This is a genomic window from Paracoccus sp. S1E-3 (assembly GCF_013868135.1).
Taxonomy (GTDB): domain Bacteria; phylum Pseudomonadota; class Alphaproteobacteria; order Rhodobacterales; family Rhodobacteraceae; genus Paracoccus.
Genome location: NZ_JACEMU010000004.1, coordinates 605,626 through 618,444, shown reverse-complemented (window position 1 = coordinate 618,444; position 12,819 = coordinate 605,626). Strand labels below are relative to the sequence as shown.

The window sequence follows — 12,819 nt, the reverse complement described above, 5'->3', positions numbered from 1 at the left end:
CGAATGAACCGAAACAACGTCGCCCCGGCCCCCGGCAGGCCGCTGACCGCAAGCCGAAAGCGATCCCCCGCGCGGAGAGGCCGCGCGGATCGCGGACAGGGCGGCGGGTGATGGCGGTGGTCCTGACCCTCTTCGCCGTGCTGTTGGCGATTCTGCTGCTCATCTGGGCCTTCGCCCCGCGCGAGCCGGGACGCTTCGATCCGCCCGAGATCGCCGCCTTGCCGGACGATCTCGACGCCTGGCTTTATGGTCAGGAAAGCGGCATCCGCCCCGAGGTCGCCCGTCGCATCGTCTGGGCGGGGCGGACAGGGGTGAAAACACCGGTCGCCCTTGTCTATCTGCACGGCTTCTCGGCCACATCACAGGAGTTACGGCCGGTGCCGGATCTGGTTGCCGCATGGCGAGGGGCGAACCTGTATTTCGCCCGCCTTGGCGGCCATGGGCTGGACGGCGAGTCGCTGGCATCGGCGCGGGTATCGGACTGGGCGCGCGACGTGGCCGAGGCCGTCGCCATCGGCAAGCGCATCGGCGAGAAGGTGGTGGTGATCGGCACATCGACCGGGGGGACGCTGGCCGCACAGGCTGCGCGTGACCCGGTGCTGGGGCCGCAGATCGACGGGGTGGTGCTGATCTCGCCCAATTTCGGCCTGAAGGCGCGCGGTGCCTTCGTGCTGAACCTGCCGCTGGCGCGCTATTGGCTGCCGCTGATCGCCGGGCGCGAGCGGTGCATGACGCCCATCAACGACAAGCATCGCGAATACTGGACCAGCTGTTATCCGATCGTGGCCCTGCTGCCCGTCGCGGCACTGGTGGGTGAGGCCAATCGCGGCAGTTACGCCGATGCGACCCAGCCGCTGCTGGCGCTGTGGTCTGAGGCCGATCATGTCGTCGACCCCGAGGCCACCAAGCGGATCCTGTCGGAATGGGGCGGCGAGGTGACGCGGTCGCCGGTCACGGTCGGGCCGGGCGACGACGCCTCCACCCATGTGATCGCGGGCGACGTGCTGTCGCCGGGCCAGACGGCGCCGGTCGCCACCCGCATCAATGGCTGGATCACCGAGAATTTCGGGGAATGACCGCCGGCAAGGCCCACCGGGGCACTGCCCCGCACCCCGGGATATTTGGGCCAGAATGAAATGGAAAAGCCAGAATGACGGCGCGACGCCGGCCATTCTGGCCTATTCCGGGGCGAGGTGGCCGCCATTGCTTCAGGGCGGCCTGCCGGCCGGGCGCTGCGCTCCGGTCGGGGATGCCTATTCGGCGCGAGCCTGGCGCTTGCGCTCGTGCGGGTCCAGATAACGCTTGCGCAGACGGATGTTCTTGGGCGTCACTTCGACCAGTTCGTCATCGTCGATATAGGCGATGGCTTCCTCCAGCGACATCCGCACCGGCGGCGTCAGGCGAACCGCTTCATCCGTGCCGGAGGCGCGGACGTTGGTCAGCTTCTTGCCCTTCAGCGGGTTCACTTCCAGATCGTTGTCGCGGCTGTGCTCGCCGATGATCATGCCGGTATAGATCTGTTCCTGCGCGCCGATGAACATCTTGCCGCGCTCCTCCAGGTTCCACAGGGCATAGGCCACCGAGACGCCGTTCTCCATCGAGATCAGCACGCCCTGACGACGGCCCTGAATGGCGCCCTTGTAGGGGGCCCAGCCGTGGAAGATGCGGTTCAGCACGCCGTTGCCGCGGGTGTCGGTCATGAATTCACCGTGATAACCGATCAACCCGCGCGAGGGCACATGGGCGACGATGCGGGTCTTGCCATGGCCGGCCGGCCGCATGTCGACCAGATCGCCCTTGCGGTCGCCGGTCAGCTTTTCGATCACCGCGCCGGTATAGTCGTCGTCGACGTCGATGATGACTTCCTCGATCGGTTCCATCCGCTGGCCGTCTTCTTCGCGGAAGATGACGCGCGGGCGCGAGATCGACAGTTCGAACCCTTCGCGGCGCATGTTTTCGATCAGCACCCCCATCTGCAGTTCGCCGCGGCCCGAGACGATGAAAGCCTCGCCACCGGGGGTGTCCTCGACCTTGATGGCGACGTTGGATTCGGCCTCTTTCATCAGGCGTTCGCGGATGACGCGCGACTGAACTTTCTTGCCGTCCTGACCGGCCAAAGGCGAATCGTTGATGCCGAAGGTGACGCTGATGGTCGGCGGATCGATCGGCTGGGCCGGGATCGCGGCTTCGATCTCCATCGCGCAGATGGTGTCGGCGACGGTGCCTTTGGCCATGCCCGCGATCGAGACGATGTCGCCGGCGGCGGCTTCGTCGATGGGTTGCTGGTTCAGGCCCCGGAAGGCCAGCACCTTGGAGATGCGGAACTGTTCCACCCGCTCATTCTGGCGGTTCAGCACCTTCACCGTATCGCCCGCCTTGGCGCGGCCCGATTCGACGCGGCCGGTCAGAATGCGGCCCAGGAAGGGGTCGGCGCCCAGCGTGGTCGCCAGCATGCTGAACGGCGCGTCGGCTTTTTCGACCTGCTTCGGCGGCTCGACATGGGCCAGCACCATGTCGAACAGGGCCGACATGTCCTTGCGCTCGTCGTCCAGCTCGTTGACGGCCCAGCCGCCGATGCCCGAGGCATAAAGGTGGGGGAAGTCGAGCTGTTCGTCATTGGCGCCGAGATTGGCGAACAGGTCGAAGACCTCGTTCAGGGCATGTTCGGGTTCGGCGGCCGGCTTGTCGACCTTGTTCAGCACCACGATGGGTTTCAGCCCGAGCGCCAGCGCCTTCGAGGTGACGAATTTCGTCTGCGGCATCGGCCCTTCGGCGGCATCGACCAGCAGGCAGACGCCATCGACCATCGACAGGATGCGTTCGACCTCGCCCCCGAAATCGGCGTGGCCGGGGGTATCGACGATATTGATCCGCGTCCCCTTCCATTCGACCGAGGTCGCTTTGGCGAGGATGGTGATGCCGCGCTCGCGCTCGATGTCGTTGCTGTCCATGGCGCGTTCGGCGACGGCCTGGTTTTCGCGGAAGCTGCCCGACTGCTTCAGCAGCTGGTCCACCAGCGTCGTCTTGCCGTGGTCGACGTGGGCGATGATGGCGATATTGCGGATATCCATGGCGCGGCCTTATGAAAAAAGTTGCGCCCCCGTAACGCAGGGCAGCCTAAAACGCCAGAGCAATGTCCGATTGTCGCAGCGAGGGCCGGTGCGCCGCTGCGAAAAGGGCGCGAAAGCCGTGCCCTCGCGCCCTTGGTCTTTCCGGCGGCCGCTTAACGCAGGCCCAGCATCGACAGGATGAACAGCACCACGACGACAAGGCCGACGATATAGATGATCGAGTTCATTTGGGGTTCCTTCTTTCAGGGCGTCGCAATGGAACGTCCCGACATTCCAAGGGGTTCCCGGAACTTATCAAACGATATAGCGATCGCGGCGGTGGTTGATGGCGATGGTCAGGTTGGCGACGAGCGCGCCGAGGAAGGACCAGCCCACCGCCACCGGGTCGAGCAGGAGGAGCGCTATGGCAAAGATCACTGCATCGACGATCAGCTGCACCCAGCCGGCGCGGAATCCCGTCGCGTCCTGAATATACAGCCCGACGATGCCGATGCCGCCCAGGCTCGCCCCGTGGCGGAACAGCGCGATCAGCCCCGAGCCGGTAAAGACCCCGATCATCACCGCGCCCAGAAGCGGGCTGAGTTCGGCGAAGCTGATATAATGCGGCAGGATCGCCGCAAGCGCCGAGGTCAGCGTGACGGCGAACAGGCTTTTGGCGACGAAAGCCGGCCCGAAACGCTTCCAGCCGATCCAGTAGAAGGGGATGTTCACGACGAAGAAGACCCAGGCCCAGCCCCAGCCCGTCGCATAGGAGATCAGCAGCGCGATCCCGGCCGTCTGGCCGGTAACGAAACCCAGATGGGTCAGCACGACGACGGAAAGCGCCGCCATGAAGCTGCCATAGGCAAGGCCCTGGGCATCGTCGAGCGGCGTATGGGCGTTTTGCGGAGGAGCGGAGGGCGGAGAGATTTCGGGCATGGATCACGAACCTTGAGCATTTGGCGGGTCGGGTCGCCCGGAGGCATATCGATGGTATGATCTGCACCGAAGCCAGCCCGGATGGCAATGAATTGCGGGCGGAATTTTGGTGTCCGGGGCTGGTCGGATTTAGGGGCGGCGCGCCGGTTCAATGGTCGGGCGGATCTGGGGTATGCTCGCATACGGAAGGGGTTCGTCATGGCTTGCGATAGATCAGCCAGCCGAAAAATGCCCCGGTGGGCAGACTAACCATCGTTTGAGGGATGAAGAAGCCCGCCACTTGCGTGACGGCAATCTGCGCGGCCAATCCCGCGCAGAGGCCTTGCAGAATCGGTCGGGCGGCGCTGCGCTTGAAAGTCGCGGCGATCTTCCCCCCGATCCACCAGCCAAGAGCCGAGGGGATAAGCAGCATTGGGGCGCCAAGCGCGGCTGCTTTGGCGCAGAGGACAATCAGGTTCCACAGCTTCAACAGTCCCTGAGGCCAGGACGCTGATGACCACAGATCAATATCTTCGAAACTCGCCTGGCTGAAACTTAGCGGCAGGGTCACGGCCGTGAAAATGACCGTCACCAGAACCAGAAGGAAGTGAAACAGCAGGAACCGCGCTGCGTTGTCGGCATTTGGCCTCATTCCACCATTTTCAGCACGTCGCCCAGCTTGCCGACCAGCTCGTCAATCTGGGCTTCGGACACGATCAGCGGCGGAGACAGCGCGATGATGTCGCCGGTGACGCGGATCAGGATGCCCGCGTCATAGGCTTTCAGGAAGGCGTCGAAACCGCGTTTGCCGGGCTGGCCGGGAATGGTTTCCAGTTCCACCGCGCCGACCAGCCCGAGATTGCGGATGTCGATCACATGCGGCAGGCCCTTCAGCGAATGCAGCGCCGCCTCCCATTTCGGGGCCAGCGTGGCGGCGCGTTCGAACAGGCCTTCCTCGGCATAGGTGTCGAGCGTCGCCAGCCCTGCGGCCGAGGCGACCGGGTTGCCGGAATAGGTATAGCCGTGGAACAGTTCGATCGCGTGTTCGGGGCCGTTCATGAAGGCGTCGTGGATCTCGCCCGTGACCATGACGCCGCCCATCGGGATGACGCCATTGGTCAGGCCCTTGGCGCAGGTGATCATATCGGGCAGGACGTCGAAATACTGCGCCGCGAAGGGCGCGCCGAGACGCCCGAAGCCGGTGATCACCTCGTCAAAGATCAGCAGGATGCCGTGCTTCTTCGTGATGGCGCGCAGCTTTTCCAGATAGCCCTTCGGCGGCATCAGCACGCCGGTCGAGCCGGCCATGGGTTCGACGATCACGGCGGCGATGTTTTCGGCCCCGTGCAGCGTCACCAGCCCCTCGAGGCTGTCGGCGAGGTTCGCGCCATGCTCCGGCAGGCCCCTGGTGAAGGCGTTTTCCGGCAGATGGGTATGGGGCAGGTGATCGACGCCGCCAAGTGCTGTGCCGAAGAAACGGCGGTTGTTGACGATGCCGCCGACCGAGATGCCGCCGAAGCCCACGCCGTGATAGCCGCGCTCGCGCCCGATGAAGCGGGTGCGGGTGCCCTCGCCGCGGACCCGGTGATAGGCGAGCGCGATCTTCAGCGCCGTATCGACCGATTCAGACCCGGAATTGGTGAAGAAGACATGCTCCATATTCTCGGGCGCGATGTCGATGATGCGGTTGGCCAATTCGAACGCGGCCGGGTGACCCATCTGGAAGGCGGGCGCATAATCCAGCGTCGCCGCCTGTTCGGCGATGGCTCCGCTGATCTTGGGACGGCAATGACCCGCGTTGCAGCACCACAGGCCCGAGGTGCCATCCAGCACCTGCCGCCCGTCTGCGGTGGTGTAGTGCATATCCTTCGCCGCCACGAACAGGCGCGGGTTCGACTTGAACTGACGGTTCGCGGTGAACGGCATCCAGAAAGCCGAAAGGTCGTTCGGGGCGGGTTTGCGGTCGAGGGCCATGGCGGAAATCCTTGCTGTGTCGGCCGGAACGCTAGCATCTGGCGGGCTTTGGTCAAGCGTCATGACCGGCAGTCCCCCGCAGGTTAAGGGGGGACCCGGCTCACGCCGACTTGATTTCAGAACAGACTCGGCGCATATCCCGGCCCGGTTTCCTACCGGAGTGCCTCATGGCTCAGCCGAACGAAGACAGCGCATTTGCAGAAGACGCAGGCGCCGAACATCACGGCCAACATCCCGTAAATGCTGCCCTCGTCCTCGCCTGTCTGGGCGTGGTGTATGGCGATATCGGGACCTCGCCGCTCTATGCGTTGCGCGAATCGCTGGTGCACGCGCATGAGGAGGGGCTGCCCGAAACCTCCGTGATCGGCATCGTCTCGCTGCTGTTCTGGACGGTGGTGCTGATAGTCACGGTGAAATACGTCATCCTGATCCTGCGGGCCGACAATAACGGTGAAGGGGGCACCCTGTCGCTGGTCGCCAAGGCGCAGGGCGCGCTGAAGGGCGGGATGCGTTCGCGGCGCCGCAACCTGCTGATTCTGGTGGGGATTGTCGGGGTTTCGCTGTTCATCGGCGATTCGATGATCACCCCCGCCATGTCGGTCCTGTCGGCGGTCGAGGGGATGACCCTGATCCATCCCGGCTTTCAGCGCTATGTGGTGCCGATCACGCTGGCCATCGTCTTCGCGCTGTTCTGGGTGCAGCGGGGCGGCACCGACCGCATCGCCCGCCTGTTCGGTCCGATCATGCTGGTCTGGTTCAGCACCATGGCGATCCTCGGGATCAGCCACCTGGCCGACGATACCCGCATCCTGCAGGCGCTGAATCCGCTGCGCGCGCTGTATTTCATCCAGCATTACGGCTTCGCGGCGATGCCCGTCCTGGGATCGGTCTTTCTGGCCGTGACCGGGGCCGAGGCGCTTTACGCCGATATGGGCCATTTCGGCCGCCCGGCGATCCGTATCGCCTGGTCGGTCATCGTCTTTCCGGCGCTGGCGCTGTCCTATCTGGGGCAGGGCGCGATGGTGCTGGCCGATCCCGAAACGGTGACAAACCCGTTCTTCCTGATGGCGCCGGACTGGTTCCGGCTGCCGCTGGTGGTGCTGGCCACCATGGCCACGGTGATCGCCAGCCAGGCGGTGATCTCGGGCGCGTTTTCGGTCTGTGCGCAGGCGGTCCGGCTGGGTCTGCTGCCGCGTCTGGAAATCCAGCACACCTCGGACACGCAGGTCGGGCAGATCTATCTGCCGCGCGTCAACTTCATCCTGCTGGTGGGGGTGGTGGCGCTGGTGCTGGTCTTCGGGTCCTCGGCCCGGCTGGCCAATGCTTACGGGATCGCGGTGACGGGGGACATGGTCATCACCTCGATCCTGGCCATCATCGTCTTCCGCTGGGCCTGGAACTGGAGCTGGCCGATGGTCGCCATCATCATGGCACCCATTCTGGTGATGGAACTGATCTTCTTCTCGGCCAACCTGATGAAATTCGCCGATGGCGGCTATATCCCCATCGCATTCGCTGCGGTGTCGGTGGCGCTGATGGTGATCTGGACCGACGGCATGCGGCGCTTGCAGAGCAAGATCCACGCCGAGAGCGTCAGCACCGATCTGCTGGCCGGCAAACTGGCCGCCAAGCCGCCCGCCCAGGTCGAGGGCACGGCGGTCTTTCTGACCGCCGATCCGTCGGTCGCGCCGCCGGCGCTGATCCACAACCTCAAGCACAACCGCGTCCTGCACGAGCGTAATTTCATCGTCCGGGTCGAGAGCGCCAATACCCCCCGCGTCCCCGAGGAGGAGCGCATCCGCATCGAGGAAGTGGCGCCGGGCTTCTGGAAGGTCTGGCTGCGCTACGGGTATATGGAACAGCCCAATGTGCCGCGCGGCCTGGCCGCCGCCAAACGCTTCGGCCACAAGTTCGACATCATGCTGACCTCGTATTTCCTGAACCGGCGCACGTTGCGGGTGGGCAAGGGCAACCTGATGCCCCGCTGGCAGGGGCGAGTCTTCGCGGGTCTCTACCGTTCGGCGGCCGAGCCTACGAACTTCTATCGCCTGCCGTCCAACCGTGTGGTGGAACTGGGCCAGCAGATGAATGTTTGATGAATGTGTCAGGTCACGCCGTTGTCATGGACGTGATCGCGGTCGCAGGCGGGATAGGGCTTTGCCATGGGCCAAGCATCGCGCTAGAACGGCCAGAACAAGTGAATGAGAGGGACGGTATGTCCGACGATATCGAAATCGACACCGACGACCTGGAACGCCGCATGAACGGTGCGATGGAATCGTTGCGCCACGAATTCGGCAGCCTGCGGACGGGCCGCGCTTCGGCCAGCATGGTCGAACCGATCATGGTGGATGCCTACGGCTCGCCCACGCCGATCAACCAGATCGGTACCGTGAACGTGCCCGAGCCGCGCATGGTGACGATCAACATCTGGGACAAGGCGCTTGTCGGCAAGGCCGAAAAGGCGATCCGCGAATCGGGGCTGGGGATCAACCCGCAGCTGAACGGCACCATCATCATGCTGCCGATCCCCGAACTGAACGAGGAACGCCGCCGCGAGCTGACCAAGGTCGCCGCCCAATATGCGGAACATGCCCGCGTGGCCATCCGCAACGTCCGCCGCGACGGCATGGATCAGGTGAAGAAGGCCAAGGCCGCAGGGATGTCCGAAGACGACCAGAAGCTCTGGGAAGATGAGGTTCAGTCCCTGACCAACCGCATGATCGCACGCGTCGACGAGGTGCTAGAGGCCAAGCAGGCCGAAATCATGCAGGTCTGACATGGCTCTCACCGCCGCCGAGCGTCAGCAGGGGTCCGACACGCCGCGCCACGTCGCCATCATCATGGACGGCAATGGCCGCTGGGCCAAGAACCGCGGCTGGCCGCGTCTGGTGGGCCATCGGCGCGGGGCCGAAAGGGTAAAGCAGATTGTCCGCGCGGCACCCGACCTCGGCATCGGCTGGCTGACTGTCTATGCGTTCTCGACCGAGAACTGGAAGCGCTCGACCGAGGAAGTGCTGGGGCTGATGAAGATCTTCCGCCGCTATATCCTGCGCGAGGCGGACGGGCTGGCGGCGGAAGGGGTGCGGATGCGCTTCATCGGCGCGCGCGACCGGCTGGACCCCAAGCTGCAGGCGCTGATGGCCGGGATCGAGGCGCGCACCGCCGGCAATACCCGGCTGAACCTGACCGTGGCGATCAATTACGGCGGCCGGGACGAGATCCTGCGCGCCACCCGCAAACTGGCGGCACAGATCGCCGCGGGCCAGATCACCGACCCGACCGAGGCCGATTTTACCGCCTGCCTGGACACGGCGGGGCTGCCCGATCCGGATCTGGTGATCCGCACCTCGGGCGAGACCCGGACCTCGAACTTCCTGCCGTGGCAGTCGGCCTATGCCGAATATGAATTCACGCCCACGCTCTGGCCGGATTTCTCGCCCGAGCATCTGGCCGAGATCCTCGACCGCTTCGGATTGCGTGATCGGCGCTTCGGCGGCGCATGACCAAAGGCGGCGACAGAACCGGCAGTCGATGGGGGGATCTGCGCACGCGTGTGGTGTCGGGGGTCATTCTGGCCGTTCTGGGCTTTGGACTGCTGGCCTCGTCCGGTGTGGTGCTGAGGGCAGGGCTGTCGGTTCTGGTCGGACTGATGGCCTGGGAGCTGGCCCGGCTGACCGGCCATCTGGACGAGCCCGAGCGCAACGAACGCCATGCCGGTTTGACCGGGCTGGTGGCGGGGCTGGCTTCGGCCGGCGTTCTTCTGACACCCGTTCTGATGGATCGCGCGGGGCCGGCCCCCGTTTTCGCCTGGGCGGGCTTGATGGTGCCAATGGTCATCGGATGGATGGGGGCCGCGCCGCGCAACCGCTGGCTTTTCGTGCTGTTCATGCTGGGCATTTACGGCGCTGCCTTCGGAATACTGGTGACGCGCAGCAACGGTCTGGCCCTGACCTTCTGGGTTGCAGGCACGGTCGTGGTAACCGATGTGCTGGGCTATTTCGCCGGGCGCCGCTTTGGCGGCCCGAAATTCTGGCCCTCGATCAGCCCCAAGAAGACCTGGAGCGGCACCGTCGCCGGCTGGATTGGCGCGGTGATCTGGGCGCTGATCGTCGTGCTGGTCACGGGTTCCGACGCCTGGTGGATGCTGGCTGTGGGGCCGCTGATCGCCTTCGCCGGACAGGCGGGTGATATCGCCGAAAGCTGGCTTAAGCGCCGGGTCGGGGTCAAGGACAGCTCGAACCTGATTCCGGGGCATGGGGGCGTTCTGGACCGCTTCGACGCCATGGCGGGCGCCTTCCTGCTGATCGGCCTGGGGGCGCTGCTGCTTGCGCCGGGCGCTCCCTTGCCGCTGTCGGTGGGCTGATCCGATGCGCAGCATAACTGTTCTGGGGGCGACAGGGTCTGTCGGGGAAAGCGCCTTTGATCTGCTGATGCGCGCCGGCGGTGCGGATCGGTGGCGCGTTGTGGCCCTGACCGGCGGGGCGAATATCGGCCGCCTGGCGCAGATGGCCCGCGCCCTGCGCGCCGAGATCGCCGTCACCGCCTATCCCGGCCTGCTGGAGGATCTGCAGGCCGCTCTTGCCGGATCGGGCACCGCCGCTGCCGCCGGGCCTGCAGCGATTGTCGAGGCCGCCGACCGGCCCGCCGACTGGACGCTGTCGGCCATCGTCGGGGCCGCCGGGCTGCCGCCGGGGCTGCGGGTGCTGGAACGCGGTGGCACTCTGGCGCTGGCGAACAAGGAATCGCTGGTTACTGCCGGTCGTCTGGTCATGGGGACCGCCGCCCGGACAGGGGCCCGCATTCTGCCGGTCGATTCTGAACATTCCGCAATTTTTCAGGCTCTTGGTGCGGATAACCTCGATCATGTCGAGGATGTGACCATCACCGCCTCGGGCGGGGCCTTCAGGGATTGGCCGCTGGAGAAGCTGGCGACGGCGACGGTGGCGCAGGCCTCCACCCATCCCAATTGGGCGATGGGGCAGCGGATCACCATCGACAGCGCCTCAATGTTCAACAAGGCGCTGGAAGTCATTGAGACGCGGGAATTTTTCGGCGTTGCCCCGGATCGCATCAAGGTGCTGGTTCATCCGGAATCCATCGTGCACGCCTTTGTCAGCCACCGCGATGGCGGCTCCATCGCGCATCTGGGCGCGCCCGACATGCGCCACGCCATCGGTTATGCGCTGCACTGGCCGGAACGGGCGGCGCTGCCGGTGGCCAAGCTGGACCTTGCCGCGCTCGGCAGCCTGACCTTCCGCGCGCCTGATGAAATCCGCTGGCCGGCGCTGCGCCTCGCGCGCGAGGTGATGCTGGCGGGCGGCGCGGCGGGCGCGGTGCTGAATGCGGCCAAGGAACAGGCGCTGGATGATTTCATCGCCGGCCGGCTGCGCTTTCCCGACATGGCCGCCGCCGTCGAGGCGACGCTGGCGGCGCTGGCGGGGCGCGATGCCTTTACCGCCGCGCCACAGGATCTGGCGACGGTGCTCGACTGGGACCAGCAGGCCCGACAATTCGCCGCCGGATGGGCGGCCCGGAACGGAGGGTGACAGATGGATTTCCTCGCAGGTATCGGCGGGGGCGCCTGGACGCTGATCGCTTTCATCATCGCCCTGTCGATCATCGTGACGGTGCACGAATACGGCCATTACATCGTCGGCCGCTGGTCGGGCATCAGGGCCGAGGTATTCTCGCTGGGGTTCGGGCCGAAGCTGTTCGGCCGTCGCGACAGGCGGGGCACCTATTGGCAGGTGGCGGCGGTGCCCTTGGGCGGCTATGTGCTGTTTCATGGCGACGCCAATGCCGCCAGCGCCGGCAGTGGACGAGAGGTTGATCCGTCTTCGCGCCGCCAGACGCTGGAGGGCGCGCCGCTCTGGGCGCGGGCCGCGACCGTGGCGGCCGGGCCGGTCTTCAATTTCGTGCTGTCGACGCTGATCTTTGCCGGCTTCCTGCTGTTGCGCGGCGTCCCGGTCGAGACCCCGACCGTGGGCGAGCTTGCGCCGGTGCCGCCGGGGGTCGAGATGGCCCTGCAACCGGGCGACGCGATCCTCGCCATCGGTGAACATCCTGTCGCCAGCTGGGCCGACCTGTTCCGCGCCGCCGAGGCGGTGCCCCCCGCGCCGGGCCATGACTGGACCGTGCGTCGCGACGGGGCGCAGATGGTCGTGCGTGGCCCCGATCCGATGCCCGCCCGCATTGGCGGCGTGGCGCCGGGGGGTGCCGCGGCCGCCGCGGGGCTGCGACCGGGCGATGTGGTGCTGCGCGTCAACGACCAGCCCATCGCCCGCTTCGATGAGTTGCGCAGCCATGTCGAGGCGGCCGAAGGTCAGCCCCTGACCCTGCAGATCTGGCGCGACGGCGCGACCCGGCAGGTCACACTGTCGCCCAAGGAACAGGACCTGCCCCGTGCCGAGGGCGGTTTCGAAAAGCGCTGGCTGATCGGGATCACCGCCGACAACTATTTCGCCCCTGCGACCGAAGCCGTGGGGCCGTTCTCGGCGCTGTGGCAGGGGATGGTGCAGGTCTGGACCATCATCCAATCCAGCCTGACCGGGCTGTGGGCGATGGTCACCGGCCAGATCGGGGCCTGCAATCTGGGCGGGGCGATCTCCATCGCGGAAAGCACCGGGCAGGCGGCGAATGCGGGGGCGGCGAATTTCATCTGGTGGATCGCCATCCTGTCTGTTGCCATCGGATTCCTGAACCTGCTGCCGATCCCGGTGCTGGACGGCGGCCATCTGGCCTTTTACGCTTGGGAGGCCGCAACCGGCCGTCCGCCATCGGCGCGGGCGCGCGACCTTCTCAGCGGGATCGGGCTGGCGCTGGTGGTGGGGCTGATGATTTTCGGCCTCAGCAACGATCTGCGTTGCTGAAAAGA

11 protein-coding genes are annotated in these 12,819 nt (G+C 65.8%); 7 read left to right on the top strand and 4 right to left on the bottom strand.

Translation table 11 applies throughout. The features are described from left to right. The first annotated feature begins 110 nt into the window (after positions 1–110). Positions 111–1,076 carry a carboxylesterase gene (locus H1S04_RS03030; protein WP_181744066.1) on the top strand — a complete coding sequence of 322 codons (966 nt, stop codon included), beginning with the start codon at positions 111–113 and terminating at the stop codon, positions 1,074–1,076. A gap of 177 nt (positions 1,077–1,253) precedes the next feature. Here the strand turns inward: H1S04_RS03030 and typA are convergent, their stop codons facing one another. From typA to H1S04_RS03010, 4 genes are all read right to left on the bottom strand, one after another. After that, positions 1,254–3,071 (bottom strand): translational GTPase TypA, encoded by a 1,818-nt coding sequence (typA, locus tag H1S04_RS03025; RefSeq protein ID WP_181744065.1) that lies wholly within the window; start codon positions 3,069–3,071, stop codon positions 1,254–1,256. Positions 3,072–3,365: 294 nt separating this feature from the next. Then, on the bottom strand, positions 3,366–3,989 hold the full coding sequence (locus H1S04_RS03020; protein WP_181744064.1) for a YitT family protein: 624 nt from the start codon (positions 3,987–3,989) through the stop codon (positions 3,366–3,368). Positions 3,990–4,185: 196 nt separating this feature from the next. Beyond that, positions 4,186–4,620 (bottom strand): hypothetical protein, encoded by a 435-nt coding sequence (locus H1S04_RS03015; RefSeq protein ID WP_181744063.1) that lies wholly within the window; start codon positions 4,618–4,620, stop codon positions 4,186–4,188. Then, the gene (locus tag H1S04_RS03010) at positions 4,617–5,942 is read right to left on the bottom strand and encodes an aspartate aminotransferase family protein (protein WP_181744062.1); all 1,326 of its coding nucleotides are present in this window, start codon (positions 5,940–5,942) and stop codon (positions 4,617–4,619) included. Before H1S04_RS03010 ends, H1S04_RS03015 begins: the two co-directional genes overlap by 4 nt. A gap of 167 nt (positions 5,943–6,109) precedes the next feature. Between H1S04_RS03010 and H1S04_RS03005 the strand changes: the two genes are divergently transcribed. The 6 genes from H1S04_RS03005 (at position 6,110) to rseP (ending at position 12,814) form a co-directional block, all read left to right on the top strand. Continuing rightward, positions 6,110–8,038 carry a potassium transporter Kup gene (locus H1S04_RS03005; RefSeq protein ID WP_181744061.1) on the top strand — a complete coding sequence of 643 codons (1,929 nt, stop codon included), beginning with the start codon at positions 6,110–6,112 and terminating at the stop codon, positions 8,036–8,038. A gap of 119 nt (positions 8,039–8,157) precedes the next feature. Further along, a complete protein-coding gene (gene frr, locus H1S04_RS03000; RefSeq protein ID WP_181744060.1) occupies positions 8,158–8,721 on the top strand; it encodes a ribosome recycling factor in 564 nt (187 codons plus the stop codon). Position 8,722: 1 nt separating this feature from the next. Next, a complete protein-coding gene (gene uppS / locus H1S04_RS02995; protein WP_181744059.1) occupies positions 8,723–9,448 on the top strand; it encodes a polyprenyl diphosphate synthase in 726 nt (241 codons plus the stop codon). Next, the gene (locus H1S04_RS02990; RefSeq protein WP_181744058.1) at positions 9,445–10,308 is read left to right on the top strand and encodes a phosphatidate cytidylyltransferase; all 864 of its coding nucleotides are present in this window, start codon (positions 9,445–9,447) and stop codon (positions 10,306–10,308) included. The genes uppS and H1S04_RS02990 overlap by 4 nt, the downstream gene beginning before the upstream one ends. A gap of 4 nt (positions 10,309–10,312) precedes the next feature. Beyond that, positions 10,313–11,491: a 1-deoxy-D-xylulose-5-phosphate reductoisomerase gene (gene dxr, locus H1S04_RS02985; protein ID WP_181744057.1), complete on the top strand. Its 1,179-nt coding sequence runs from the start codon at positions 10,313–10,315 to the stop codon at positions 11,489–11,491. A gap of 3 nt (positions 11,492–11,494) precedes the next feature. After that, positions 11,495–12,814: an RIP metalloprotease RseP gene (rseP, locus tag H1S04_RS02980; RefSeq protein ID WP_181744056.1), complete on the top strand. Its 1,320-nt coding sequence runs from the start codon at positions 11,495–11,497 to the stop codon at positions 12,812–12,814. Positions 12,815–12,819: the final 5 nt, after the last annotated feature.

What these genes read in the sequence shown, in the direction of transcription:
- rseP (WP_181744056.1), top strand. Translation starts at nt 11,495, where the DNA reads ATGGATTTCCTCGCAGGTATCGGCGGGGGCGCCTGGACGCTGATCGCT.
- dxr (WP_181744057.1), top strand. Translation starts at nt 10,313, where the DNA reads ATGCGCAGCATAACTGTTCTGGGGGCGACAGGGTCTGTCGGGGAAAGC.
- H1S04_RS03030 (WP_181744066.1), top strand. Translation starts at nt 111, where the DNA reads ATGGCGGTGGTCCTGACCCTCTTCGCCGTGCTGTTGGCGATTCTGCTG.
- H1S04_RS03005 (WP_181744061.1), top strand. Translation starts at nt 6,110, where the DNA reads ATGGCTCAGCCGAACGAAGACAGCGCATTTGCAGAAGACGCAGGCGCC.
- H1S04_RS03010 (WP_181744062.1), bottom strand. Translation starts at nt 5,942, where the DNA reads ATGGCCCTCGACCGCAAACCCGCCCCGAACGACCTTTCGGCTTTCTGG.
- uppS (WP_181744059.1), top strand. Translation starts at nt 8,723, where the DNA reads ATGGCTCTCACCGCCGCCGAGCGTCAGCAGGGGTCCGACACGCCGCGC.
- H1S04_RS03015 (WP_181744063.1), bottom strand. Translation starts at nt 4,620, where the DNA reads ATGAGGCCAAATGCCGACAACGCAGCGCGGTTCCTGCTGTTTCACTTC.
- typA (WP_181744065.1), bottom strand. Translation starts at nt 3,071, where the DNA reads ATGGATATCCGCAATATCGCCATCATCGCCCACGTCGACCACGGCAAG.
- H1S04_RS03020 (WP_181744064.1), bottom strand. Translation starts at nt 3,989, where the DNA reads ATGCCCGAAATCTCTCCGCCCTCCGCTCCTCCGCAAAACGCCCATACG.
- frr (WP_181744060.1), top strand. Translation starts at nt 8,158, where the DNA reads ATGTCCGACGATATCGAAATCGACACCGACGACCTGGAACGCCGCATG.
- H1S04_RS02990 (WP_181744058.1), top strand. Translation starts at nt 9,445, where the DNA reads ATGACCAAAGGCGGCGACAGAACCGGCAGTCGATGGGGGGATCTGCGC.